Source organism: Pseudonocardia sp. C8 (assembly GCF_014267175.1).
Lineage (GTDB): Bacteria > Actinomycetota > Actinomycetes > Mycobacteriales > Pseudonocardiaceae > Pseudonocardia.
The window spans coordinates 5,258,713-5,282,418 of record NZ_JACMTR010000002.1 but is presented as its reverse complement, the minus strand read 5'-3'; the positions used below and the strand labels follow the sequence as shown (position 1 = coordinate 5,282,418).

The window sequence follows — 23,706 nt, the reverse complement described above, 5'->3', positions numbered from 1 at the left end:
AGCCGGTCGATCACCCGCCGGGGGAGTGGGTGGTCGCCGGGCTCTGCTGCGCGGCCGGGTCCTCGCCGTCGGGGACCCAGCGCAGGATGTCGCCGGGCTGGCACCCGAGGACGCGGCAGACGGCGTCGAGGGTCGCGAACCGGACGGCCTTGGCCCGTCCGTTCTTGAGGACGGCCACGTTGGCCGGGGTGATCCCGACGGCGTCGGCGAACTCCCCGACCGACATCTTGCGCCGCGCCAGCATGACGTCGATGTCGACGACGATGGCCATCTACACGACCTGCTCGAGCTCGCGGCGCAGCCGGGTGGCGTTGCGCAGCAGGCCCAGCATGACCGTCATGAGCAGCGCGAACGCGATCCCGGCCAGGCCGATGCCGCCGCCGATCAGGACCAGGCCGGGCGCGTCGTCGAGCTCGCCGACGTGCGCGCAGACCGCGCCGACGAGGAACGCGGCGAGCAGGCCGGCCCCGGCGAGCACGGGAACCCAGCGGAACGCGCGCTCGTCGAAGATCGCATCGCGGCGCACCATCGACAGCAGCACCCAGATCGCGACGAACGCGACCTCGAAGCAGGCGAGTGCCGTGACGGCCGCCCCCGAGTGCAGCAGGGTCGGGTACGGCGGGTGCCCTCCGGCCACCGACATCACGGTGGCGACGACGATCACGACCTGGGCACCGAGCGCGCCGAGGGCGAGCACGATCAACGCGACGCGCAGCGCGGTGGTGACGAGAGGTGACATGTATCGAGTATCGATAGATACCTGTCGATCGTCAATAGTGGTCGGCCGGCCGTCGTCACAGGGCCTCGGCGAGCTCGGCCAGCCGGTCGAGGGAAGCGAGGAGGCGCTCGGGTGTGGTCGCGCGCGCCCGGGCGAGACGGTTCTCGTCGGTCAGCCGGGACCAGTCGTAGGTGTGGTGGACGAGCGTCCGGCCGTCGTCGAGCGGCTCCAGCTCCCAGCGCCACAGGTGCCCGGGCGGCGGGTTCCCCGGCTCCGACGGCAGCCAGGCGATCAGCCGGCCCTCCGCGAACTCGGTCACCCGGTTCTCCCGGACGCTGCCCAGCGTGAGGGTCGTCGCGAAGACGTCCCCCACGCCGCGGACCCGCTGTCCGCGGTCGGCCTCGGCGAGGTTGTCGTTGCCGTCCCAGCGGGGCTGCTGCGCGGGATCGGCGATGAGTTCGAAGATCGTCTCAGCGGGCGCGGCGATCTCCCGGCTGCTCGTCACGACGGTCGGGGGCTGCTCGGTCACGGCCCCGAGTCAACCACGGTGCGGCACCGGGAACACCGTTGACCTCGACCTCGCTCGAGGTTCTACCGTCCGGGGCATGAGCGACACGACCGTCCAGGACGCCCTCGCCGCGCGCGCGGCCGACCAGGTGCTGTGGCTCGGGACGGTGACCCCGTCCGGCCGGCCCACCATCCGCCCCGTCTGGTTCCTGCACGAGGGCGGTGACCTGCTCGTGTTCAGCGAACCGGGTGCGGCCAAGGTCCGGCACGTCCGGCACAACCCGCAGGTCGTCGTGACCTTCCCGAGCGACCCCGCCGCGGCGAGCGTGCGGGTCGTCGACGGGAAGGCGACCGTCGAGGAGGCCGTGCCGTCGTCGTTCCCGGCCTACCTGGACAAGTACGAGCCGCAGTACGCCGGGGTGGGGCTCGACCGGGCGAGCTTCGACGCCACCTACCACGCCCTGGTGCGGATCACCCCGACCCGGACCTGGGGTTGGTGACCCCGCCGCCCCGGTAGGTCCCGAACGTCCAGAGGTTGCCCTCCGGGTCGGCGATCGTGCAGGCGTAGGTGGGACCGCCCGCCGCGAACTCCGTGCGGTGCGGCGCCCGCACAACCGTCCCGCCGGCCGCGGTGACCCGCTCGTGGACCGCGTCGATCTCCGTCTCGGTGGAGGCGACGACGTACAGTGCGCCGCCGCGCAGACCGGCGTGGACGCCGTCGTCGTGTGCCGTGCCGCCGAACAGGACCGTGCCCCCGCCCGGCCAGGAGACCTCGGCGTGCACGACGTCGCCCGCGTCGTCGCGGATCGTCACGACCTCGGTGAACCCGGCCGTTCCGGTGAGGAAGCGCAGCGCGGCGCCCGGGTCGTCGTAGTGCAGGATCGGCCAGACGGTCGAGCTCATGGGAAACCTCGGAAAACGCGGTCGGGTTGCAGCTCGGCATGGTCGGCGAAGGCGCCGAACGGCGGGCCGTCCCCCGGCAGCCGGGCCAGGGCCGCCGCGGCGATCCGGAAGGTGCGGCCGGGCTCGTCGCGCAGGTCCGCGGCGACGACCGGGAAGCCGTGGTCGGTCAGGGTCGGCTCGTCGACGACGTAGAGCAGCCGGTGCCGCCCGGCGAGCCCGTCCTCGAGGGCGACCGCGACGACGCGCTCGACCGGCCAGCCGCCGAACAGGTCCTCCTCGACGACGTCGAAAGGCGGGGGCGTGCCGGCCGGCGCGAGGATGCCCAGCAGCTCGTTCCACGGGCCCTCGCCGCTGTCGGGGCAGGTCCGCACGAGCGGCGTCCGGCGCGTCGGGGGGAACTCCACGCGCCCATCCTCCGGGCTCAGACCGGGACGGCCGACGGCCGGGTCGCGGCGCGGGGGTCGGTGCCGTGGATCCAGGCCAGCCACGGGTCGAGCCCGGCCAGCCGCGCGTCACGGGCGGCGGCCGCCGGTCCGTCCGGCAGGTGCAGCAGGTTCGAGGTGACCAGCGAGCTGCGCTGGACCTGCCGGGTGCGGGCGCGGCGCAGCCGCTCGTAGCGGGCGAACGCGGCCGCGTGGTCGTCGTGCGTGGCGAGCAGGTCGGCCAGCACGGCGGCGTCCTCGATGGCCTGGTTCGCGCCCTGGCCCTGGTGCGGGAGCATGGTGTGCGCGGCGTCGCCGAGCAGGACCACCCGGCCCGCGGTCCAGCGGGACAGCGGCGGCAGCGTGTACAGCGGCCACTGCGCCGACTGGGGCACGGCCGCGACCATCTCCCGGACGGCCGGTGCCCACCCCTCGAACGCCCGTGCCAGCGTGCCCGGGTCCGCGGTGGCCGGGCCGGCCCCGGCGCTCCACGTGCCGGGGCCCTCCAGCACGGCCAGGAAGTTGACGTGCTCGCCGCCCGGGCCGATGGCGTAGTGCAGCAGGTGGGCGTCCGGGCCCATCCAGAACTGGATCGCGCCCGGGTCCGGCAGCGTGGGCAGGCTGCCCACCGGGACGATCCCGCGGAACCCGGACGTGCCGGTGTAGACCGGACGTGCGTCGGGGTCGACCAGCGCGCGGAGCCGCGAGTGGACCCCGTCCGCGCCGACGACGACGGATGCCCGGACCGTCTCGCCGGACGCGAGCGTCAGCGTGCCGTCGGTGGTCACGGAGACGACCTCGCTGCTCAGCCGGATCATCCCGGGCGGGCAGGCTCCGGACAGGATCCGCTGGAACTCGGCCCGGTGGACCCCCAGGTAGGGGGCCTTGAACCGGGCGCGGTAGGAGCCGTCGAGGCCGACCGGGAACGCGGTGATCCGGTCGTGGGTGCGCCAGCTGCGGTGGATCAGCTCGGTCGGCTGGGTGGCGACGGCCTCCAGCCGGCCGAGCAGGCCCAGCTCGTCGATCGGCCGCAACCCGTTCGCCGAGAGTGCCACCGCGGCGCCGACCTCGCGCAGCTCGTCCGTGCGTTCGAACACGGTCACCGGGATCCCGCGCGCGTGCAGCGAGAGGGCGAGGGTCAGCCCGCCGATCCCGGCTCCGACGATCGCCACCGATCCGTCCATTCCAGGATCGTGGCACGCAATCCGGGGCCCTATTCGGACGCGCTGCGTCTGGATCGGGACCGGGTACGGCTGTGTCCGCGACGGCCGGACCGACCCTGAGAGATCTCGGGGTGAACCCGGAGTGCGCCCCGGACGAAACGGGCACCCTGGAGGCATGGTGCGGCTCGTCCTGAACGTGATCTGGCTGGTGCTCTCCGGCTTCTGGCTGTTCCTCGGCTACCTGGTCGCCGGGATCGTCGCCTGCCTGCTGGTCGTCACCATCCCGTTCGGTGTCGCCGCGTTCCGGATCGGCCTCTACGCGCTGTGGCCGTTCGGCCGGGACGTCGTGCGCCGCCCGACCGCGGGCGCGGCGTCCACGATCGGCAACGTGCTGTGGATCCTGCTGTTCGGCTGGTGGCTGGTCCTGGGGCACGTCGTGACCGCGATCGCTCTGGCTATCACGATCATCGGCCTGCCGATGGCCTGGGCGAACCTGAAGCTGATCCCGGTGTCGTTGCTTCCGCTGGGCTCGCAGATCGTCGACACCGACGCCTACGTGCCCGGCTCCCGCATCGCCGCCTGAGCTGCGCCGGGCTCACACCGGGTCGGCGAGGAACTCCACCCCCGACCGGCACAGCAGGCCGGGGTCGTGCACCCCGCACAGCTCCCGGGCCGAGTGCATGGACAGCACCGGGATGCCGACGTCCACCGTCCGGATCCCCAGCCGGGTCGCCATGATCGGTCCGACGGTCGACCCGCAGGGCACCGTGTTCCTCGAGACGAACACCTGGCTCGGCACGTCCGCGGTGCGGCAGGCCCGCTTCCACGCGGCCGCCCCCGGGGCGTCGGTGGCGTAGCGCTGCACCGCGTTGACCTTCAGCGCCGGGCCGCCGTTCGGCACCGCGAGATGGTCCGGATCGTGCTTGTCCAGGTGGTTCGGGTGCGCCGCGTGGGTGACGTCCACGGACAGGCACCGGGACCGGGCGAACACCGGGCCGCGGGCGTCGAACCCGCCGGCGAGCCGGGTCAGGACCGTCTCCAGCAGCGGGCCTGCCGCGCCGGTCGCCGTGTCGGAGCCGATCTCCTCGTGGTCGAACCCGACGAACACCGGGACCGTGTCCGGGTCCTGCTCGGCCGCCTCGACCAGCGCGGTGATCCCGGCGTGCACCGACGCCAGGTTGTCCAGCCGCGGCGCCGCCAGCAGCTCGTCGTCGCGGCCCAGCGTGGCGGGCGGGGTGAGGTCGCAGGTGAACAGGTCGTGCGCCGCGACGTCCTCGGGGGACTCGCCGGCCCCCACGGCCAGGAACTCGAGGAGACCGCCCTCGGACGGCTCGCCCAGGCCCCAGACCGGGAGCAGGTGCCGCTGCGGGTCGAGGGTGAGGCCCTGGTTGACGTTGCGGTCGAGGTGGATCGCGAGCTGCGGGATGCGCAGCAGCGGCCGGTCCACCCGGACCGGGACGACCCGGCCGTCGTAGAGCGCCAGCCGCCCGGCCAGCCCCAGGTCACGGTCCAGCCAGGAGTTCCACAGCGCGCCGCCGTAGACCTCGACGCCGACCTGCCGCCACCCGGCGGCACCGACGTCCGGGTTCGGCTTGACCTTGAACCCGGGCGAGTCGGTGTGCGCGGCGAAGATCCGCAGCGGTTTCCCGCCGGGTGCCTCCGGCTGCCACCAGGCCAGGATCGTGCCGTCCCGCACCAGGTAGCGGCCACCGGCACCATCGGCCCACGGCCCGTCGTCGGGCTGCTCGACGAATCCGGCCGCGCTCAGCCGGCGGACGGCCTCGGCCACCGCGTGGTACGGCGACGGGCTCGCGGTCAGGAACGAGGCGAGGTCACGAGCTGCGTCGGTCACATGAGGCATCCTCGCAGTGATGACGGACAGCTTCGACGTGGTGGTGGTCGGCGCGGGCTCCGCCGGGTGCACGCTCGCCGGCCGGCTCGCCGCGCGGGGCGTCCGCACGGCGCTGGTCGAGGCCGGGGACGTGGTCGTCCCGCCGGACGCCACGCCGATCGCCTCGCTCGCCGCCACCACCCCGGGACACGTGCTCAACTGGGCCTACCGCGCGACCCTGTGCCAGGGCCGCGAGTGCACGGTGCCGCGCGGGCGGGTGCTCGGCGGCTCCGGTGCGATCAACGGCGGCTACTTCGTCCGCGCGGTGCCGGCCGACTTCGCCGACTGGGCGGTCCCCGGCTGGTCCTACGACGACGTCCTGCCCTACTACCGGCGGCTCGAGCGGGACATGGATTTCTGCACGTCCGGGGTGCACGGCGACGACGGCCCGCTGCGGATCTCCCGGCCGGCCGGGCACCTGCTGGCCCCGGTCACCGACCCGTTCCTGCAGGCCTGCGCCACGCTCGGCTACCCGGAGGAGCCGGACAAGAACGCCGGCGGCCCCCCGGGTGCCGGGCCCGTCCCGACCAACGCCGTCGACGGGCGCCGGGTGAGCGCGGCGGCCGCCTACCTGCCCCCGCCGTGGGGGAGCGCCGAGTGGCAGGAGGCACTGACCGTGTACGGCGACCGGCGTGCCGACACGCTGCTGCTCGACCGCGGCCGGGTGCACGGCGTGCGGACCGGGGACACCGAGCTGCACGCCGGCGAGGTCGTCGTGTGCGCCGGCGCGGTGGGCACCCCGGCGCTGCTGCAGCGCTCCGGGATCGGGCCGGAGGACACGCTGCGCGTCGCGGGCGTCCCGCCGCGGCACGAGCTGCCCGGGGTCGGGCGGGGCTGGTCGGACCACCCGTCGGTGTTCCTGCCGCTGCGCAGCGGCCTGCCCGACCCGCACCCGGACGCCGTCGCCGGGCAGGCCGCGCTGAACCTCGATTCCGGGACCGACCCGGCCGGTGACCTGGAGGTCCTGCTGTTCGCGCACCCGTTCGCCCCGGGCGGGCCGGCGCACCTGATGTGCGCGGTGCAGCGCCCGGACAGCCGCGGGATGCTCGCGATCACCTCCCCGGACCCGGCCGACCCGCCGCGGCTGGACTTCCGCTACCTGCGCACCCCCTCGGACCGGCACCGGATGCGGGCCGCGGTGCGGGTCGCGGCGGAGATCCTGCGGGCCGCCGGGTGGGACCGGGCCGGCCCGGACGACGGCGGCCCGGCCGGTTGGGAGCTCGGCAACGACACCCGGCTGGACGAGTGGATCCACGGCCGGTTGACGACGTCGGTGCACCTGTCCGGCAGCGCCGCGATGGGGACCGGGCCGGACGCCGTCGTCGGGGCGGACCTGCGGGTGCACGGGCTGGACGGCCTGCGGGTCGCGGACACCTCGATCCTGCCGTCGGTGCCCCGGCGCGGGCCGGCGGCCACCGCCGTCATGATCGGGGAACGGGCCGCCGACCTGGTGTTCTCGGGGTGACCGGCCCTGGCGGGCCGCCGGGGTCCCGCCGTACGGTCGCGGGGTGATCCGGCGGGGGACCGCCGCGGACGTCGCGGCCATGCGGGAGATCGAACGTGCCGCGGGTGAGCTGTACCGGGAGATCGGGCTGGCCGTGGTCGCCGACGACGAGCCGCCGCCCGCCGCGGTGCTCGCCGCCTACGCGGCCGCGGGCCGGGCCTTCGTCGACGAGCGGGACGGCGTGCCGGTCGCCTACCTCATCACCGAGATCGTCGACGGCTGCGCGCACCTCGAGCAGGTCTCGGTGCTGCCCCGCATGCGCGGCCGCCGGATCGGTGCCGGCCTGGTCGAGCACCTCGCCGGGTGGGCGCGGGACCGGCGGCTACCGGCGCTGACGCTGACCACCTACCGGCACGTGCCGTGGAACGCGCCCTACTACGTGCGGCTCGGGTTCCGCGAGCTGGTCGAGCTCACCCCCGGGCTGCGGGCGATCCGGGACGACGAGATCGCCCGTGGCCTGGACGCCCGGCCGCGGCTCGCGATGCGGCGTGACCTGGGCTGATCCCGGGTGCCGGCACGACACCGCCCGCCGTCCGGTGGGGAGCGCCGGGCGGCGGGCGGTCGTCACGCGGTCGCGCGTCGGCGCGGCCGGTCGTGGGTCACGAGTACTGGCGCATCCAGGCGACCCGCATCTCGGTCGGCTGGGGCGACCCGCCGTCGGGGAAGTAGTCCAGCTGGACCGTGGCGTGCATCGGCCCGGGCGGCAGCGTGTTCGGGTCCTCGGACCGGAACCACTCCTCGCCGTTGATGTAGCCGACGATCGCGTCCGGGGTCCACTCGACGGCGTAGTTGTTCCACTTGGTGATGTCGACGGCCTTCTTCGCGTGCTCCTGCGAGTTGGACGAGCCGTAGTGCAGGAAGAACGAGACGTCGTCGGCGGCGCTGTTGGTCTCGGCGAAGTCGACCTCGCCGCCCTCCGGCCAGGACACCTCGCTCGGCCACAGCAGCAGCACCGGGTGGTACTGCTTGTCGCCGGCCGGGAACTGGGCGCGCATCTCCCACTTGCCGTACTTGCGCGGGGTGCCCCAGGCGATGCCGCCGGTGTTGCCCTCGGAGTCGCCGCGGATCACGAGGTTGCCGTTCTCCACCGACACCGCGTCCGGGGTGCGGCGGCCCTGGCCGTCGTGGCCGGGTCCGTCGTAGGCGGTCCAGTTCTCGCCGAGCGACGAGCCGGTGAACTCGTCCCCGCCGACCGCCTGCCAGCCCTTCGCCAGCGCGGCCTGGATGCCCTCGCCGGCGACCTGGGCGGCGCCCGCGGCCGGTGCAGCAGCCGCCGCCGGCCCCGACCCGGACGGCTCCTCTCCGGACCCGGCCGTGGATCCTTCCGCGGACTCCTGCTCCGCCGCCGCGGCCTGCCGGCGACGTTCCTCGGTGCGCCGCTCGGCGGCGGCGACCGCCGGGCCGACCTGGCCGGAGGCGCCCTGGGCGGCGTCGGCGAGCGCGGACCCGCCGCCGTCCCCGATACCGGCGGCCGCGGATCCGGGGGCGTCCGGGACCGACCGGCGGGAGGCATCGACCAGGGTGGTGCTCAGCGACGGGTCCTCGGCGCCGGGCTGCAGGAGCGTCACGACCAGCGTGGCGGCGAGGACCGCGGCCGCGCCCACGCCGAGCGGGGCGAACCGGCGGACGGTGGACCGGCGGGCCGGCGCGGCCCGGTCGATCTCCACGAGCGCGGACTCGCCCGTCGTCCCCGCCGCTGCCGGCTCGGCGTCCGGTCCGCCGCCGGGTGCGGCGACCGGGCTGCCGTCCGGTCCGCTGGTCAGCTCGCGGGTCGACCCGGCCCCGGACGCCGACCCGGCACCCGGCCCGTGCATGCCGGCCAGCGCGGTCCCGGCCAGAGCGGACCCGGTGATCCCGCGGATCCCGCGGCCGGCCCGGTCGGAACGGTCCGGACCGGTTCCGGACAGCGCGTCCGGTCCGCTGCCGGGCACCGCATCCGGGGCGGCCACACCCTCCGAGCCGTCTCCACCGACCGCACCGTCCGCGGTCGCCTCGCCGGGGGATGCGTGGTCCTCGCCGGAGGAGAAGGGTCCCGCCGGACGCGGCGCCCAGGGACTCACCTCGCCGGCGCCGGTGTCGAGGGCCGTCGCGGACACCCGGTCCTCGGTCGCCGTACCGGCCGGGGCAGCGTCCGCCTGGACGAGGTCATCGGCGGGGAAGGCGCCGCTGTCGTCGTCGGTCCGTGCGCGCCGGTGCCGCCCGGAGGCGGTCACCGCACCCTGCAGCAGGGTCGTCGCAGGGACGGCGGCGGACGCGGAGCGCCCGGCCCGGGGGGACGGCACAGAGGGGGAGCTGTGCTCTGCGGCGACCCGCTCGATCAGATCCCGGGGGTCGATCCGATCAGCCGCAGCGGAACTCTTCCGTCGCATGGTCAGCGACTCTAGGTAGCGTGACCGTGGGTGAACACCCTCGCTGAGAAGGGTGGTTGCCTTCCCGCGCCGACAGGTCGCCGCCGCGCGACGATCAGCAGGTTCCGACCAAAACGGTAGAACCGCTGCGCCGAACGGAGCAACGGAACTCCCGGGCTGCTCCATTCGATCTACACGGATGCACCGCATCGCACCGTTAGCCGATTGTGACCGACTGTCCGCCGCGCGACAGTGGCCCGATGCTCCCCGTGGCTCCCCGAACACCGCCCGTGCCCCAGGACCCGTGAACGACCGCGCCCCACCTTCCCTCCCGGTCCCGCTTCCCCGCACCCCGGCCCGGTCGCTCACGGTGGTCCTCGCCCTGCCGCCGTCGACGACCTCGGCCTCGCTCGGCCGCAGCCTGGGCAAGGACCTCGCCGCGGAGGGTGTGGACCTCGCCGTCGCCTCCGACGGCATCGAGGTCCTCGACGCCGTCCGCGCCGGCGTCCCGGACCTCCTGGTCCTGGACATGGAACTGCCCGGGCCCGACCCCTCGGTGCTGCTCGGCGCGATCCACGCCGAGTCGCCGCTGACCCCGGTGATCACCGTCGTCCCCCGCGAGCGGCGGGCCGGCCTGCTCGGCCTGCTCCGCGGCGACCGGGACGACTTCCTCATCCGGCCGTTCGTCCCGGACGAGCTCTCCGCCCGGATCCGGCTGCGGCTGCGGGCCGCGGCCGGGCTGCCCGCGCCGACCGTGCTGGTGCACGGCGGGGTGTCGGTGGACGTCGACGCCGGCCAGGTCTACGTCGACGGCCACCGGGTCGCGCTGTCCCCGACCGAGTACGCCCTGCTGGTCGCGCTGGCCGAACGGGGCGGCGACGTCGTCACGCACGACGAGCTCGCCCGCCGCGCCTGGTCGGAACCGGTCTCGGCGAACCTGGTGCAGGTCTACATCTCCTACCTGCGCCGCAAGATCGGTCCGGATCGGATCCGGACCGTCCGCGGCACCGGCTATCAGCTGGAGGGCTGAGCCGGGAACGACGAGGCGACGTCCAGCAGCAGGTCGTTCTCCTGCGGCGTGGACACAGTGACCCGGACGCCGTCGCCCTGGAACGGCCGCACGATCACCTTCCGCTCACCGCAGTGCCGGGCGAACTCGTCGGCCCGCTCGCCGAGCGGCAGCCAGACGAAGTTGGCCTGGGTGTCGGGCACCGGGAAGCCCAGGTCGCGCAGGGCGGCGGCGACCCGTTGCCGCTCCCGGACGACGTCGGCGCAGCCGGCGAGGATCTCCGCGCTGTGCTCCAGTGCCGCGATCGCCCCGGCCTGCGCGACCGAGTTGACACCGAACGGCGGGGCCACCTTGCGCAGCGCCGTCGCCACCTCGGCCGACGCCAGCGCGTAGCCGACCCGCAGCCCGGCCATCCGGTACGCCTTCGAGAACGTCCGCAGCACCACGAGGTTGGGGTGCGCGTCGAGCAGCGGCCGGCCGGAGACCGCGTCCGGGTCGGTGACGTACTCGGCGTAGGCCTCGTCGAGGGCCACGAGGACGTCGGCGGGCACGGCGTCGAGGAAGCGCACGAACTCGTCGCGGCCCACGGCCGGCCCGGTCGGGTTGTTCGGGCTGCACACGAAGACCAGCCGGGTCCGCTCGGTGATCGCGGCCGCCATCGCGTCGAGGTCGTGCCGGAAGCCCTCGCCGAGCGGCACGGTGCGGATCTCCGCCCCGCCGATCCGGGCGACGATCGGGTACGCCTCGAACGAGCGCCACGCGAACAGCACCTCGTCACCCGGGCCGACGCAGCTGACCTGCACCAGCTGCTGGCACAGGGTCACCGAGCCGCAGCCGACGGCGATCCGCTCGGGGGCGAGGCCGTGGACGTCGGCAAGCCGGGCGGTCAGCTCCACGACACCGAGATCCGGGTAGCGGTTGCCGTTCGCGGCAGCCCGGGCGATCGCCTCCAGCACGGCGGGCGCCGGCGGTTCGGCGACCTCGTTGCTGGCCAGCTTGGTCGCCCCGGGGACGGTACGGCCCGGCACGTACGCCGGCAGGGTGTCCAGATCGGGACGGATCAGCGTCATGCGGGCAACGGTATCCCCCGGGGGTCGAAACGTCGGCGGTTGCTCTGGTTGAGTGAAGGCATGACCACGGGGACCCGCACCGAAGGCGTGCCGCTGACCGACGGGAGCGAGCTGCGACTGACGGTCGCCGAGCCGGACGGGCCGGCCCGCGGCGGCGTCGTCGTGCTCCAGGAGGCACGCGGGGTCACCGACTCCGTGCGGCTGCTGGTGACCGGGCTGGCCAGCGACGGCTGGCTGGCCGTCGCGCCGCACCTCTACCACCGCGACCACGCCGACGACCTCGGCTCCGGCACCGACACCGAGGTGGCCGCGCAGCTCGAGCGGCTCGAACCCGACCAGGTCATGGACGACTGCGAGACCGCGTTCGGCTGGCTGGCCGACTGCGGTGTCGAGGCCGACCGGATGGGCGTGCTCGGGTTCGACCTGGGCGGCACGGTGGCGCTGCACGTGGCCGCCAACCGCACCCTCGGTGCCGCGGTCACCGTCGCGGGGGAGGGGATCGAGCGCTCCCCGTCCCGCAGCGTCCCGGCGCTGGTCGAGACGGCCCCCGAGCTGACCTGCCCGTGGCTGGGGATCTACTCGGAGGCGACGGACAGCGCCGCGGTCGACCGGCTGCGCGGGGCGGCCGAGAAGTCCGGGGTGGCGACCGACGTCGTCGTCTACCCGTCGACCGGCTACCGGTTCGACGACGACCCCGACTCCGCGGCCGAGGCCTGGGCGCGGGTGCTCAACTGGTTCGACTCGCACCTGCGCTGACCCGGCTGCGCTGACCCGGCTGTGGCCGGGACCACTGAGAGAAGCGTGCGGAACGAACCTCAGCACTGGTGCGTGGCCGGTGCGGTCGGGGAAGCTGACCGCATGTCGTCAGCGCAGACCGTGACCGACCCGGACGTGCCCGAGCTGTTGTGGACTCCGGACCCGGAGCAGGTGCCGCACACCGAGATCGTCAAGTTCGCCACGTGGGCCCGTGACGAGCGGGGCGCGCCGGTCACCGACGTCAGCGACTACGCCCAGCTGCACGCCTGGTCGGTCTCGGACCTCGACGGCTTCTGGTCGGCGGTGGCCGAGTACTGCGGCGTGATCTTCCACGACCGGCCCACCGCGACGCTCGGCTCGCGCGACATGCCGGGTGCCGAGTGGTTCCCCGGCGCGACGCTGAACTACGCCGAGCATGCGCTGACCCCGGGGCCCGGCCGCGCCGACGACGACGTGGCCGTCGAGTTCGTCCGGGAGGACGGCCTGGAGCGGACCGTCACCCACCGCGAGCTGCGCGAGCAGGTCGGGCGGGCCCGCGCCGGGCTGGTCCGGGCCGGCGTCGGCCGCGGGGACCGGGTCGTCGCGCTCGCCCCGAACTCGGTCGAGACCCTGGTCGCGTTCCTGGCCACGGCCAGCCTGGGCGCAATCTGGTCGTCGTGCTCGCCGGACTTCGGTGCCCGTGCGGTGCACGACCGGTTCGCCCAGATCGAGCCCACCGTGCTGGTGGCGGTCGACGGCTACCGCTACAACGGCAAGGGCTTCGACATCCGCGCGAACGTGACCGCCCTGCAGGAGCAGATGTCGTCGCTGCGGCAGACCGTGCTCGTCGGGTACCTGGACGCGGACGCCACGCTGGACGGCACGACCCCGTGGAGCGAGTTCACCGCCGAACCGGGCCCGCTGGAGTTCACCCCGGTCCCGTTCGACCACCCGCTGTGGGTGCTCTACTCCTCCGGCACGACCGGGCTGCCGAAGGGCATCGTGCACGGCCACGGCGGCATCGTGCTCGAGCACCTCAAGGCGATGCGGCTGCAGCACGGGCTCGGGCCGGGGGAGCGGTTCTTCTGGTTCACCACCACCGGCTGGATGATGTGGAACTTCCTGGCCGGGGGGCTTCTCGTCGGGGCGACGATCGTGATGTTCGACGGCAGCCCCGGCCACCCCGACCTGAACGCGCTGTGGGCGCTGGCCGCGAGGCACCGGGTGTCGCTGTTCGGCGTGTCCGCGCCGTACGTGCAGTCCTGCATGAAGGCCGGCCTGCGCCCCGGCGACGAGCACGACCTCTCCGCGATGCGGGCGCTCGGCTCCACCGGCGCGCCGCTGTCGGTGGAGGGGTTCCGCTGGATCGGCGACGCGGCCGGGAAGCACATCCAGATCTGCTCGGTCTCCGGCGGCACCGACGTCTGCGCGGCGTTCCTGACCAGCGCCCCGACCGTCCCGGTCTGGCTGGGCGAGCTGTCCTGCGCGGCGCTCGGCGCCGACGTCCGGTCCTACGGCGAGGACGGCACCGACCTGCTCGACGACGTCGGCGAGCTGGTCATCACGACCCCGACGCCGTCGATGCCGGTGATGTTCTGGAACGACCCGGACGGCACCCGGCTTCGGGAGGCCTATTTCGAGGACTTCCCCGGGAAGTGGCGGCACGGCGACTGGGTCCGGCGGACGCCGCGCGACTCGTACGTGATCTACGGGCGGTCGGACTCGACGCTGAACCGCGGCGGCGTCCGGATGGGCACCGCGGACTTCTACTCGGTCGTCGAGACCGTCGACGGCGTCGCCGACTCCCTGGTGATCGACACCACCGCGCTGGGCGCCCGCGAGGAGGGCGCGCTGCTCTGCTTCCTGGTGCTCGACGACGGCGTGTCCCTCGACGACGTCGAGCCGACGCTGCGGACGCGGCTGCGCAAGGAGCTCTCGCCCCGGCACGTGCCGGACCGGTTCGTCGTGGTCGACTCGGTGCCGCGCACGCTCAACGGCAAGAAGTGCGAGGTACCGGTCAAGAAGATCCTCTCCGGGACGGCGCCGGAGAAGGCCGTCTCGGCCGGGGCGCTGCAGAACCCGGACTCGCTGGCCCCGTTCGTGGAGCTCGCGGGGACCTGAGGGGGCGCGCCGGGGTCCCGTGTGCGAGGGGACCCCGGTGGGGAACCGGTTGAGGCGCCGTGTACTGTTGTCCCCGCTGGTGGCCGTGAGGCACCGGGGAGGCTTCGCCTAGTCTGGTCTATGGCGCCGCACTGCTAATGCGGTTTGGGGTTACCCCCCATCCCGGGTTCAAATCCCGGAGCCTCCGCGCCGGCACGGCGGGCCTCACGGGGCCCCGCCGGTCGACAACTGAAGAACGCGCATGCGCCCGTAGCTCAACGGATAGAGCATCTGACTACGGATCAGAAGGTTAGGGGTTCGAATCCCTTCGGGCGCGCACTACAGCCCCCGGCCTCCGCCCGGCCGGTCGGGGTCGGCAAGGCTCAGGCTCGCGTCGCCCGACGGCTTCCCCTGGACGGAGTGCGGGCTGCCGCACGTGTATCCCCGGCACCGCTCCGCGTGGCCCACCATGCGAGGCCGGCGACGGTATAGATCGCAGGCAGCGCGATCACGCTGACCGGGCCGAGCGCCGCGACCAGTCCCGAGCTCACGACCACGACGGGAATCGCCACCGCGGCGGTCCGCACCGCGACCGCCACCCCCCGGCCCGGGTCCGCCGCGACGAACCCGGCGCCGACCCCGGCCAACCCGCCGACGAACAGGCCCAGCCCCACCTCGACGACCAGCGCGGCCGGCGGTACGGCGGTCGCCGCGACGAGCATCAGGACCAGCACCAGCGGGGCGACGACCCGGTCGCCGAGCGCGGCGGCGATCCGCGTCCCACCCGCCCGGCCGCCCGCCGGGGTGACGGGGGTCCGACCTGGTACCGGCGGCGCAGGCTGCGTGTCGCCGGCGCTGCTGAGAATCGTGACGTCCTGCCGGCGAACCTCCAGGCGGCCGCACCGGCATCGGTGGTAGCTGACCAGCCCCTCGCTGGTGCGGTGACGGGAGACCTCGTGCAGGGCGCAGATCGTGTGCATGCGACCAGCGTGACCCCGTCCAAGCAGCAGGTCCATTTCACATTCGTGGAGAAGAACGTCTATTCTGACTTCATGATGGATCGCCGGATCCAGGTCCTGCGCGTGGTCCACGCGCTCGGCACGATCACCGCGGCCGCCACCTCGCTGCACCTGACCCCGTCCGCGGTCTCCCAGCAGCTCCGTGGGCTCGCCCAGGAACTCGGCGTCCCCCTGCTCGAACCCGACGGTCGCCGCGTCCGGCTCACCCCGGCCGCGCACGTCCTGCTCCGCCACGCCGACGACCTGGCCGCCGGCTGGGAACGCGCCCGGGCCGAACTGCAGTCCGACGCCGATCTGGCCGGTGGTCCGCTGCGGCTGGCCGGGTTCCCGTCCAGCCTGGACCTGCTCGTCCTGCCGACCGCCCGCCGCCTGCGACGGACCCACCCCCGACTGGAGGTGCGCATCACGCAGGTGGAATCGGCCGAGGCGTTCCCGCGGCTGCTGACCGAACAGCTCGACCTCGCCGTCACCCTGCCCACCCGGACCGGCCCGAGCGTCGACGACACCCGCTACGAACAGGTCCACCTGCTCGACGACCCGCTCGACCTGATCGTCCCCGCCGACCATCCCCTGGCCGGCCAGGCCGGCGCCACCCTGGACGACGTCGCCCACGAACCGTGGGTGCTCGCCGCACCCGGCAGCTGCGACCAGCACGACCTCGTCACCGCCGCCTGCCTCACCGCCGGATTCAGCCCCCGGATCGCCCACGAGGTGACCGACTGGCCACTCGTCGCGGCGATGGTCGGCCACGGCTTCGGCATCTCCCTCAAACCCCGGCTGGTACCCACACCGTCCGAACCCGCGCTCCGGGTGATCCCGCTGCGCGGCCCCGGCATCCCGCACCGGCGCCTGTTCGCCAGCCTGCGCCGCGGCAGCCGCGACCACCCTCGTATCGCCCTCGGCCTGCAGGCTCTCCGGCACACCGCTCACACCGGGCCCGTCGACGATTCCCCGGTCCTGCAGACAGCATGATCGTTCTTCCTCGGGAGCCCACCGCCACCGGCGACGCGGCCTCCCATGGCAGCGATGATCATGATGTCGGCCGCCCCACCCGGCTTCCGGTCGACGAGCCGCCCGAGGCGACCGGCCGACCTGCCCGTGCGGGCCGGCGGGGTTCGGCACAGCCGCCTCGACCACGTGCTCGCCCGCGACCGATCCGGACCGAAGGAGCACCACGATGGAACAGTTCGACTACACGGCCTGGCCGGCCCGCATCGTCTTCGGTCACGGCACGCTGGACCGGACGGCCGACGAGGTGAGCCGGCTCGGCCGCTCCCGCGTCCTGCTGCTCGCGAGCCCGGAGCTCGCCGCGGCCGGCGACCGCGTCGGGAAGGTGCTCGGCGGGCTCCTCGCCGGGCGCTTCGACGGTGCCACCATGCACACCCCGGTCGAGGTCACCGACCGTGCGCTGGCCGAGCTGACGCGGCTCGACGCCGACTGCGTGGTCGCCGTCGGTGGCGGCTCGACGACCGGGCTGTCCAAGGCACTCGCCGCCCGCACCGGGGTCGATCAGGTCGTCCTGCCCACCACCTACGCCGGCTCCGAGGTGACACCGGTGCTGGGGGAGACCGCCGGTGGGGTCAAGACCACGCGCTCCGACCCGGCGATCCTGCCCGAGACGGTGATCTACGACGTCGAGCTGTCGGCCGGGCTGCCTCGCGCACTCGCCGTCACCAGCGCGGTGAACGCGATGGCGCACGCCGTCGAGGCGCTCTACTCGCCGCAGGCCAACCCGGTCGTCGACGGCATGGCGCTCGACGCGATCGAGCACCTGGCCCGGGGCCTGCGCGCGCTCGCCGACCGGACCGACGACCGCGACGTGCGCGCGGACCTCCTGCGCGGCGCCTGGCTCGCCGGGACCTGCCTCGGCTCGGTCGGGATGGGCCTCCATCACAAGCTCTGCCACACCCTGGGGGGCAGCTTCGACCTGCCGCACGCCCCCACCCACACCGTCGTCCTCCCGTACGCCATGGCCTACAACGCGGCCGCGACGCCGGACGTGATGGAGCGGATCGCCCGGCGGCTGGGGGTGACCGACGCCCCGGGCGCGGTGTACGACCTGGTCGCGGCGGCGGGCGGCCCCACCTCGCTGCGGCAGATCGGGATGTCCGAGGACGGGCTCGACCGGGCCGCCGAGCTGGCGACGGCGAGCCCGTACCCGAACCCCGAGCCGGTGACCCGGGACGGCATCCGGGCCCTCCTGGGCCGGGCGCTCGACGGTGAGCGGCCAGGAGCCGAACCGGGCGTCGAGGCCGCGATCCGTACGCTCACCGGCCAGGTCGTGCGGTCGTTCGACGACGCGTCCCGGCCGCGGCTCGCCGCGCTGATGCAGGACCTGGCGCGCCGGCTGCACGAGTTCGCCGTCGACAACGACCTCACGCAGGAGGAGTGGCAGGCCGGGATCGACTTCCTGACCCGGGCCGGGCACATCACCACCGACACCCGGCAGGAGTTCGTGCTCCTGTCCGACACGCTCGGGCTGTCCAGCGTCGTCGACCTGCTCACCAACTCACGTACGCCGGAGGCGACCTCGTCGGCCGTGCTCGGCCCCTTCTACGTCGACGGGCCGCCGGAGCTGCCCCAGGGCACCGACATCTCGGCCGGCCTGCCGGGCACCCCCCTGTACGTCGACGTGTCCGTCACCGGCACCGGTGGGCAGCCGGTGGCCGGCGCGGTCGTCGACGTCTGGCAGTCCAACGAGGACGGCTTCTACGACGTCCAGCTGCCCGACCTCGACGGACCGGTGCTCCGCGGCCGCCTGCGCACCGACGCCGGCGGGCACCTGACCTTCCGGTCGATCCTCCCCTCCGAGTACCCGATCCCGGCCGACGGGCCGGTCGGCGAGCTCCTGACGGCCACCGGCCGGCACCCCTACCGGGCGCCGCACCTGCACTTCCTCCTCGCCGCCGAGGGACACCGCCAGTTGATCACCCAGCTGTTCGTGCGCGGCGGCAGCTACCTCGACTCCGACGCCGTCTTCGGCGTGAAGGACGACCTGATCGTCGACTTCGCGCCCCGCACCGGGCCGATGCCCGACGGCACGGACACCGGCGGGGAGTGGCGGCACCTGCAGTTCACGTTCCGGCTGCAACCGGACACATGAGATGGACCGGCCGTCCGGAGAGGAATCCGCACCGCGGCACCGGCACCCGGCCGGCGACCGGTCAGCCGCGCGGGCCACCGGCCACGTACAGGACCTGGCCGGACACGAACCCGGAGCGCCGGTCCACGAAGAACGAGACCGCCTGGGCGATGTCGTCGACCTGGCCGGCGCGCTGCACGGGGATCGCCTTCGCGCGGTCCTGGACGTACTGCTCCCAGGGGACGCCGATGCGCTCGGCGGTCGCGCGGGTCATGTCGCTGGCGATGAACCCGGGGGCGATGCAGTTGGCGGTCACGCCGAACTTCCCGAGCTCGATCGCGAGCGTCTTGGTGAAGCCCTGCAGGCCGGCCTTGGCCGTGGAGTAGTTCGCCTGTCCGCGGTTGCCGAGGGCCGAGGTCGAGGACAGGTTCACGATGCGGCCCCACTCGGCGTCGACCATGTGGTGCTGCACCGCGCGCGTCATCAGGAACGCTCCGCGCAGGTGGACGCCCATCACGGCGTCCCAGTCGGCGTCGGCCATCTTGAACAGCAGGTTGTCCCGGGTGATGCCGGCGTTGTTCACCAGGACGGTCGGTGGCCCGAGCTCGCGGGCGATCCGGGCCACGGCACCGGTGACGGCGTCGGTGTCCGAGACGTCGGCGCCGACGCCGACGGCGACGCCGCCCCGGGTGGCGATGGTGTCGGCGGTGGCCTTGGCGGCCCGCTCGTCGAGGTCGAGGACCGCGACGTGCAGGCCGTCGTCGGCGAGGCGTCGCGCGGTGGCGGCGCCGATGCCGCGGGCAGCACCGGTGACGACGGCGACGGTGGGGGACGGTTCAGGCACGGGTGGACTCCACGGTGTCGGTGAGGGCGTCCTCGTCGAGCCCGAGCTCGGCGAGGATCGTGCGGGTGTGCTCGCCGAGCGCGGGCACCGTGCCCATGGGCAGCTCGACGTCGCGGAAGGTCATCGGTGGGAGGACCCCGCGCACGGCGCCGGCCTCGGTGGCGACGGTGCGCCAGCGGTCGCGCTCGCGCAGCTGCGGGTGCTCGACGAGTTCGGCGGTGCCGTTGACCTGGGCGGCCGGGATCCCGGCCGCGGCCAGGCGTTCGTCGAGCTCGGTCGTGTCCCAGCGGACGGTGTGCCCGGCGACGGCGGCGTCGCAGGCGGTCCGGTTCCGGACGCGGGCGACGTTCGTGGCGAAGCGGGGGTCGTCGGCGAGCCCGGGGTCGGCGAAGACGTCGGTGACCAGCATGCGCCAGCCGCGGTCGTTCTGGACGCCGATGAGGATCTCGCCGTCGGCGGTGGGGTAGGTGTCGTAGGGCGCGATCGCTGCGTGGCTCAGCCCCATGCGCGGGACCTGGGTCCCGCCGTAGAGCTGCATGTACAGCGGGTGGCCCATCCACTCGACGGCGGCGTCGAACATGGACACGTCCACGGTCGCGCCCTCGCCGCTGCGTTCCCGGCGCAGCAGGGCGCCGAGCGCCGACACGGCGGAGTAGAGCCCCGCGGCGATGTCGGCGTTGGGCACCCCGGTCTTGACCGGGGTGTCCGGGGTCCCGGTGACCGAGACCATGCCCGACTCGGCCTGCACGAGCATGTCGTAGGCCTTGCGGTCCCGGCGCGGCCCGCTGCTGCCGTAGCCCGAGATGTTGACCACGACCAGGCGCGGGTCCGCCGCGCGCAGCGTGTCGGCGTCGAGCCCGAGACGTTCGACGACACCGGGGGCGGTGTTGTGCAGGAACACGTCCGAGCGTCCGATGAGCTCGCGCACCACCCGGATGCCGGGCGCGGACTTCAGGTCGACGGCCAGGGACTCCTTGCCGCGGTTGAGCCACACGAAGTGGGTGGCCAGGCCGTGCACGGCGGTGTCGTAGTGGCGGGCGAAGTCGCCCTCGCCCGGGCGTTCGATCTTGATGACGCGCGCCCCGAGGTCGGCCAGGTGCCGGGTGGCGATCGGTCCGGCGACGGCCTGTTCGAGGGCGACGACGGTGTAGCCGGCCAGGGGGAGGGTCACGAGCCGGCCACCGCCTGCTTGACGAGCCCGCCGCCGATGATGAGCCGCTGGATCTCGCTGGTGCCCTCGTAGAGGCGCAGCAGCCGGACGTCGCGGTAGATCCGCTCGACCGGGACCTCGCGCATGTAGCCGGCGCCGCCGTGGACCTGCACGGCCAGGTCGGCGACCCGGCCGACCATCTCGGTGCAGAACAGCTTCGCCGCCGACGGCGCGATCCGCCGGTCCGTGCCGTCGACGTAGGCGCGGGCGGCGTCGCGGACCATGGCGCGCCCGGCGAACACCCCGGTCTGCATGTCGGCGAGGTGGGCCTGGACGAGCTGGAAGTCGCCGAGCCGCTGCCCGCCCTGGGTGTTCTGGACGGCGTAGGAGACCGACTCGTCGAGTGCCCGCTGCGCGGTGCCGACGGCCAGTCCGGCGATGTGCACCCGGCCGCGGGCGAGCGAGGTCATCGCGGCCTTGTAGCCGGCCGCGGGGTCGCCGCCGACGAGTGCGTCGGCCGGCACCCGCACGCCGTCGAAGTGCACGTCGGAGGTGGTGGACCCCTCCTGGCCCATCTTGGCGTCCTTCGGGCCGACGGTGACCCCGGGGGTGTCGGCGGGTACCAGGAACACCGCGATGCCGGGGTTGCCCGGTTCCGGGTCGGCGTAGCGGGCGAAGACCACGAACAGGCTCGCCGAGGGCGCGTTGGTGATGAACTGCTTCTGGCCGTCGATCACCCATCCGGCGTCGTCGCCGGAGCCGTCGCGGCGGGCGCGGGTGCGCAGGCCGGCCGGGTTCGAGCCGGCGCCGGGTTCGGTCAGGGCGAACGAGGCGACCACCTCGCCGGAGGCGATGCGCTCGAGCCACTGCTTCTTCTGGGTGTCGGTGCCGAATCCGACCAGCACCTGGCCGGCGATGCCGTTGCTGGTGCCGAACATCGAGCGCAGGGCCAGCGTGGTGTAGCCGAACTCCATCGCCAGCTCGACGTCCTGGGTCAGGTCGAGCCCGATCCCGCCCCACTGCGCGGGGATCGCGTAGCCGAACAGGCCCATCTCGGCGGCCGCCGCGCGCAGGTCGTCGGGGATCCGGTCGGTGCGCATGATCTCGTTCTCGCGGGGCACGACCGTGGACCGGATGAAGTCGCGGACCTGCCGGCGGATGAACTCGAAGTCCTCGGCAGACACCTCGGACGTCGACGACGCTGTCTGGCTCATGTCCCGATCGTCCGGCGAAATCCATCGCCTGTCCAATACCAGTCTCTGGCATATTGATTCGGTCGAGGCATCAAAGGATGGTGGGTGTGGACACGCAGAAGCTTCAGGTGTTCGTCGCGGTCGCCGAGGAGCTGCACTTCGGGCGGGCGGCCGCGCGGCTGCACCTGGCGCAGCCGCACCTCAGCCGGACCGTACGGGCGCTGGAGACCGAGCTCGGCGCCGAGATGTTCCGGCGCACCACGCGCCGCGTCGAGCTGACCCCGGCCGGCCTCGCACTCCTCCCGCACGCCCGCGCCCTGCTCACCCGCACGGACGAGGCGCGGGCCGCGGTCACCGCCGCCAGGGACGGGCGCAGTGGCCGGGTCCGGATCTCCTTCGCGGGCCCGTCGGCGCACGCCGCGGTGGGCCAGCTCGCCCGCGCGGTGCGGGAGCAGCACCCGCTCGTCGACCTCGAGTTCCTGCCCGGCCGCTACGGCGCGACCGCGCTCACCGAGCTGCTCGACGGGGACGCCGACCTGGCGCTCGCCCGGTTCGTGCGGCCGCCGGTCGGCGTGGCGAGCCGTGTCGTCGCCCGCGAGCGGTGCGTGGTCGCGGTGCCGACCGGGCACCGGCTCGCCCGGGCCACGACGGTCTCCATCGGCGACTTCCGCGACGAGCCGCTGGTTGCCTTCCCGGAGTCGTTCGGCTCCGCGGTGCGGGCCACCCTCGTCGAGCAGTGTCACGCCGCCGGGTTCGCGCCCCGGTTCGCCCAGACCGCCCCCGATTCGTGGACCTGCATGGCGCTGGTCTCGGCGGGGGTCGGTCTGCACTTCACCACGGCGAGCGCGGTCACCCACCTCCCGCTCGACGGCGTGTGCGTCCAGGAGATCAGCGACCCGCTCCCGCCGATCGACGTCGTCCTCGCGTGGCGGCACGACGACGAGTCGGCCGTCCTGCGCCGGGTCCTGCAGACCTCGGACGAGGTGCTGCCGGGGGCCGGAACGGCGTCGGTCAGACCGGGGACATCGGCGCGGTGAGCGACTCGTCGTCGTGATGTGCCGGGAGCGTCGTGACCTGTTCGGCGGAGGTCTCGACCACCCGCGGAGCGGGGTTGCGGTTGACCAGCAGGCGGAAGACGTCGGGGCGGGAGTAGTGGCCGACCGGGTCGGCCGCGGACTTGGCGATGGCGATGAGCGCGGGGTCGAGGTCGGCGAACAGGAGGCCTTCCTCGTCCTCGGCGAGCGGGGTGGCGAGCTCGGAGCCCTCGGGGCCGTAGATGCGGGCGAAGCCGCCGCCGGTGCGCAGGAGCTGCTTTTTCGTGTCGGTGTCGCAGAACAGCTCCTGGCCGGCCCGGCCGACCGTCGAGCAGGGCGCGACGACGAAGGTCTGTCCCTCGACGGCGTACATGAGGCTGGCCGCGGTGTTGACCGTCGGGCCGAGTGCCTGGGCGGCGCTGCGGTAGACCGAGAAGCTGGGCCAGGACGCGACGTGGATCTGTTCGCCGAGGCTGTACATGGCGTACTTGGTCAGCGGCTGGAAGTGCTCCCAGCAGTTGAGCCCGCCGAGCTTGCCCAGCGTGGTGTCGTGGACCTGCAGGTCGCTGCCGTCACCTTCGCCGTAGACCGAGCGTTCGACGTGGGTGGGCTTGAGCTTGCGGCGCACCGCGATGAGCTCGCCGGTGTCGGAGATGAACGCCTGTGCCATGTAGAGGCTGCCCCCGGCCCGTTCGCTGAAGCCGAGCACGACGTGGATGCGGTGCTGCGCGGCGGCCCGCCGGATGCGGTCCATCTCGGCGCCGTCGCGGGTCATCGAGTTGGCGGCGTAGCGGGGCACGAACTGCATACCCGCGGCCGGTGAGTCGAGCCAGATCCACCACGGGTAGCCGGGGACGAACGTCTCTCCGAAGCCGACGAGCTGCGCGCCCCGGGCTGCGGCCTGTCCGATGAGGTCGACGACCTTGTCGACGCCGGCGGCGAGGTCGAACCACGCGGGCTCGGCCTGCACGGCAGCCACTCGAACGGTCTTGTCCATGGGTCCTCCTTGACGCC

24 protein-coding genes and 2 tRNA genes are annotated in these 23,706 nt (G+C 73.9%); 12 read left to right on the top strand and 14 right to left on the bottom strand.

From position 1 onward, the window contains the following. Positions 1–10: 10 nt before the first annotated feature. The 3 genes from H7X46_RS25145 to H7X46_RS25135 are packed head-to-tail and all read right to left on the bottom strand — an operon-like array spanning position 11 to position 1,247. Entirely contained in the window at positions 11–271 is a 261-nt protein-coding gene (locus H7X46_RS25145) for a helix-turn-helix transcriptional regulator (protein ID WP_186361707.1), read from the bottom strand. Then, the gene (locus tag H7X46_RS25140) at positions 272–739 is read right to left on the bottom strand and encodes a DUF2975 domain-containing protein (protein ID WP_186361706.1); all 468 of its coding nucleotides are present in this window, start codon (positions 737–739) and stop codon (positions 272–274) included. 55 nt (positions 740–794) lie between these two features. Then, the gene (locus H7X46_RS25135) at positions 795–1,247 is read right to left on the bottom strand and encodes an SRPBCC family protein (protein ID WP_186361705.1); all 453 of its coding nucleotides are present in this window, start codon (positions 1,245–1,247) and stop codon (positions 795–797) included. A gap of 76 nt (positions 1,248–1,323) precedes the next feature. On the opposite strand from H7X46_RS25135, the gene H7X46_RS25130 reads away from it, so the two are divergent. Further along, the gene (locus H7X46_RS25130; RefSeq protein ID WP_186361704.1) at positions 1,324–1,725 is read left to right on the top strand and encodes a pyridoxamine 5'-phosphate oxidase family protein; all 402 of its coding nucleotides are present in this window, start codon (positions 1,324–1,326) and stop codon (positions 1,723–1,725) included. On the opposite strand, the gene H7X46_RS25125 is transcribed toward H7X46_RS25130, so the two are convergent. From H7X46_RS25125 to H7X46_RS25115, 3 genes are read right to left on the bottom strand one after another with little or no spacing between them, the layout of a single operon-like run. Beyond that, positions 1,697–2,128 (bottom strand): glyoxalase/bleomycin resistance/extradiol dioxygenase family protein, encoded by a 432-nt coding sequence (locus H7X46_RS25125; RefSeq protein ID WP_186361703.1) that lies wholly within the window; start codon positions 2,126–2,128, stop codon positions 1,697–1,699. The genes H7X46_RS25130 and H7X46_RS25125 overlap by 29 nt on opposite strands. After that, positions 2,125–2,532 (bottom strand): hypothetical protein, encoded by a 408-nt coding sequence (locus tag H7X46_RS25120; RefSeq protein WP_186361702.1) that lies wholly within the window; start codon positions 2,530–2,532, stop codon positions 2,125–2,127. Before H7X46_RS25120 ends, H7X46_RS25125 begins: the two co-directional genes overlap by 4 nt. Before the next feature lie 17 nt (positions 2,533–2,549). After that, on the bottom strand, positions 2,550–3,734 hold the full coding sequence (locus H7X46_RS25115) for an FAD-dependent monooxygenase (protein ID WP_222131430.1): 1,185 nt from the start codon (positions 3,732–3,734) through the stop codon (positions 2,550–2,552). A 157-nt stretch (positions 3,735–3,891) separates the two neighbouring features. Between H7X46_RS25115 and H7X46_RS25110 the strand changes: the two genes are divergently transcribed. After that, entirely contained in the window at positions 3,892–4,296 is a 405-nt protein-coding gene (locus tag H7X46_RS25110; RefSeq protein WP_186362895.1) for a YccF domain-containing protein, read from the top strand. 12 nt (positions 4,297–4,308) lie between these two features. On the opposite strand, the gene H7X46_RS25105 is transcribed toward H7X46_RS25110, so the two are convergent. Beyond that, complete coding sequence (locus H7X46_RS25105; RefSeq protein ID WP_370588953.1) at positions 4,309–5,565, bottom strand: M18 family aminopeptidase; 1,257 nt, start codon at positions 5,563–5,565, stop codon at positions 4,309–4,311. A gap of 19 nt (positions 5,566–5,584) precedes the next feature. Between H7X46_RS25105 and mftG the strand changes: the two genes are divergently transcribed. Further along, positions 5,585–7,069, top strand: coding sequence for a mycofactocin system GMC family oxidoreductase MftG (mftG, locus tag H7X46_RS25100; RefSeq protein ID WP_222131428.1), 1,485 nt, complete (start codon positions 5,585–5,587; stop codon positions 7,067–7,069). Between the two features lie 43 nt (positions 7,070–7,112). Further along, entirely contained in the window at positions 7,113–7,610 is a 498-nt protein-coding gene (locus H7X46_RS25095; protein WP_370588952.1) for a GNAT family N-acetyltransferase, read from the top strand. A gap of 97 nt (positions 7,611–7,707) precedes the next feature. Here H7X46_RS25095 and H7X46_RS25090 read toward each other — a convergent pair whose 3' ends face one another. Further along, positions 7,708–9,477 carry a glycoside hydrolase family 16 protein gene (locus H7X46_RS25090; protein ID WP_186361700.1) on the bottom strand — a complete coding sequence of 590 codons (1,770 nt, stop codon included), beginning with the start codon at positions 9,475–9,477 and terminating at the stop codon, positions 7,708–7,710. Positions 9,478–9,760: 283 nt separating this feature from the next. Between H7X46_RS25090 and H7X46_RS25085 the strand changes: the two genes are divergently transcribed. After that, positions 9,761–10,486 (top strand): response regulator transcription factor, encoded by a 726-nt coding sequence (locus tag H7X46_RS25085; protein WP_186361699.1) that lies wholly within the window; start codon positions 9,761–9,763, stop codon positions 10,484–10,486. Here the strand turns inward: H7X46_RS25085 and hisC are convergent. Beyond that, positions 10,471–11,535, bottom strand: a complete 1,065-nt coding sequence (gene hisC, locus H7X46_RS25080) for a histidinol-phosphate transaminase (RefSeq protein ID WP_186361698.1) — start codon at positions 11,533–11,535, stop codon at positions 10,471–10,473. The two genes, H7X46_RS25085 and hisC, sit on opposite strands and share 16 nt — an antisense overlap. Positions 11,536–11,595: 60 nt before the next feature. Between hisC and H7X46_RS25075 the strand changes: the two genes are divergently transcribed. The 4 genes from H7X46_RS25075 to H7X46_RS25060 all read left to right on the top strand — a co-directional run bounded on the left by H7X46_RS25075 (position 11,596) and on the right by H7X46_RS25060 (position 14,707). Beyond that, complete coding sequence (locus H7X46_RS25075) at positions 11,596–12,291, top strand: dienelactone hydrolase family protein (protein WP_186361697.1); 696 nt, start codon at positions 11,596–11,598, stop codon at positions 12,289–12,291. A gap of 102 nt (positions 12,292–12,393) precedes the next feature. Further along, the gene (locus tag H7X46_RS25070; protein WP_186361696.1) at positions 12,394–14,391 is read left to right on the top strand and encodes an acetoacetate--CoA ligase; all 1,998 of its coding nucleotides are present in this window, start codon (positions 12,394–12,396) and stop codon (positions 14,389–14,391) included. Positions 14,392–14,488: 97 nt separating this feature from the next. After that, positions 14,489–14,578: transfer RNA gene (locus H7X46_RS25065), tRNA-Ser, on the top strand. 56 nt (positions 14,579–14,634) lie between these two features. Next, positions 14,635–14,707, top strand: a tRNA-Arg gene (locus H7X46_RS25060). 46 nt (positions 14,708–14,753) lie between these two features. On the opposite strand, the gene H7X46_RS25055 is transcribed toward H7X46_RS25060, so the two are convergent. Further along, positions 14,754–15,350, bottom strand: a complete 597-nt coding sequence (locus tag H7X46_RS25055) for a hypothetical protein (protein WP_222131426.1) — start codon at positions 15,348–15,350, stop codon at positions 14,754–14,756. A 9-nt stretch (positions 15,351–15,359) separates the two neighbouring features. On the opposite strand from H7X46_RS25055, the gene H7X46_RS25050 reads away from it, so the two are divergent. Both H7X46_RS25050 and H7X46_RS25045 read left to right on the top strand, forming a co-directional pair. Then, the gene (locus H7X46_RS25050) at positions 15,360–16,361 is read left to right on the top strand and encodes a LysR family transcriptional regulator (protein WP_370588951.1); all 1,002 of its coding nucleotides are present in this window, start codon (positions 15,360–15,362) and stop codon (positions 16,359–16,361) included. Positions 16,362–16,566: 205 nt separating this feature from the next. Then, positions 16,567–18,492: a maleylacetate reductase and hydroxyquinol 1,2-dioxygenase domain-containing protein gene (locus tag H7X46_RS25045; RefSeq protein ID WP_186361693.1), complete on the top strand. Its 1,926-nt coding sequence runs from the start codon at positions 16,567–16,569 to the stop codon at positions 18,490–18,492. Between the two features lie 61 nt (positions 18,493–18,553). Here H7X46_RS25045 and H7X46_RS25040 read toward each other — a convergent pair whose 3' ends face one another. Genes H7X46_RS25040 through H7X46_RS25030 form a run of 3 tightly spaced genes read right to left on the bottom strand, consistent with a single transcriptional unit; the run spans position 18,554 to position 21,679 of the window. Continuing rightward, the gene (locus H7X46_RS25040; protein ID WP_186361692.1) at positions 18,554–19,315 is read right to left on the bottom strand and encodes an SDR family oxidoreductase; all 762 of its coding nucleotides are present in this window, start codon (positions 19,313–19,315) and stop codon (positions 18,554–18,556) included. Then, positions 19,308–20,486 (bottom strand): CaiB/BaiF CoA-transferase family protein, encoded by a 1,179-nt coding sequence (locus tag H7X46_RS25035; RefSeq protein WP_186361691.1) that lies wholly within the window; start codon positions 20,484–20,486, stop codon positions 19,308–19,310. The genes H7X46_RS25040 and H7X46_RS25035 overlap by 8 nt, the downstream gene beginning before the upstream one ends. Further along, positions 20,483–21,679, bottom strand: a complete 1,197-nt coding sequence (locus H7X46_RS25030) for an acyl-CoA dehydrogenase family protein (protein ID WP_186361690.1) — start codon at positions 21,677–21,679, stop codon at positions 20,483–20,485. The genes H7X46_RS25035 and H7X46_RS25030 overlap by 4 nt, the downstream gene beginning before the upstream one ends. Before the next feature lie 86 nt (positions 21,680–21,765). On the opposite strand from H7X46_RS25030, the gene H7X46_RS25025 reads away from it, so the two are divergent. Next, the gene (locus H7X46_RS25025; RefSeq protein WP_370588950.1) at positions 21,766–22,695 is read left to right on the top strand and encodes a LysR family transcriptional regulator; all 930 of its coding nucleotides are present in this window, start codon (positions 21,766–21,768) and stop codon (positions 22,693–22,695) included. Here the strand turns inward: H7X46_RS25025 and H7X46_RS25020 are convergent. Continuing rightward, positions 22,670–23,689: a carbon-nitrogen hydrolase family protein gene (locus H7X46_RS25020; protein WP_186361688.1), complete on the bottom strand. Its 1,020-nt coding sequence runs from the start codon at positions 23,687–23,689 to the stop codon at positions 22,670–22,672. The two genes, H7X46_RS25025 and H7X46_RS25020, sit on opposite strands and share 26 nt — an antisense overlap. Between the last annotated feature and the right edge of the window lie 17 nt (positions 23,690–23,706).

Excerpts from the sequence above, each read along its gene's own strand:
- H7X46_RS25145 (WP_186361707.1), bottom strand. The coding sequence starts at position 271 with ATGGCCATCGTCGTCGACATCGACGTCATGCTGGCGCGGCGCAAGATG.
- H7X46_RS25140 (WP_186361706.1), bottom strand. The coding sequence starts at position 739 with ATGTCACCTCTCGTCACCACCGCGCTGCGCGTCGCGTTGATCGTGCTC.
- H7X46_RS25130 (WP_186361704.1), top strand. The coding sequence starts at position 1,324 with ATGAGCGACACGACCGTCCAGGACGCCCTCGCCGCGCGCGCGGCCGAC.
- H7X46_RS25125 (WP_186361703.1), bottom strand. The coding sequence starts at position 2,128 with ATGAGCTCGACCGTCTGGCCGATCCTGCACTACGACGACCCGGGCGCC.
- H7X46_RS25115 (WP_222131430.1), bottom strand. The coding sequence starts at position 3,734 with ATGGACGGATCGGTGGCGATCGTCGGAGCCGGGATCGGCGGGCTGACC.
- mftG (WP_222131428.1), top strand. The coding sequence starts at position 5,585 with ATGACGGACAGCTTCGACGTGGTGGTGGTCGGCGCGGGCTCCGCCGGG.
- H7X46_RS25090 (WP_186361700.1), bottom strand. The coding sequence starts at position 9,477 with ATGCGACGGAAGAGTTCCGCTGCGGCTGATCGGATCGACCCCCGGGAT.
- hisC (WP_186361698.1), bottom strand. The coding sequence starts at position 11,535 with ATGACGCTGATCCGTCCCGATCTGGACACCCTGCCGGCGTACGTGCCG.
- H7X46_RS25075 (WP_186361697.1), top strand. The coding sequence starts at position 11,596 with ATGACCACGGGGACCCGCACCGAAGGCGTGCCGCTGACCGACGGGAGC.
- H7X46_RS25070 (WP_186361696.1), top strand. The coding sequence starts at position 12,394 with ATGTCGTCAGCGCAGACCGTGACCGACCCGGACGTGCCCGAGCTGTTG.
- H7X46_RS25055 (WP_222131426.1), bottom strand. The coding sequence starts at position 15,350 with ATGCACACGATCTGCGCCCTGCACGAGGTCTCCCGTCACCGCACCAGC.
- H7X46_RS25045 (WP_186361693.1), top strand. The coding sequence starts at position 16,567 with ATGGAACAGTTCGACTACACGGCCTGGCCGGCCCGCATCGTCTTCGGT.
- H7X46_RS25030 (WP_186361690.1), bottom strand. The coding sequence starts at position 21,679 with ATGAGCCAGACAGCGTCGTCGACGTCCGAGGTGTCTGCCGAGGACTTC.
- H7X46_RS25020 (WP_186361688.1), bottom strand. The coding sequence starts at position 23,689 with ATGGACAAGACCGTTCGAGTGGCTGCCGTGCAGGCCGAGCCCGCGTGG.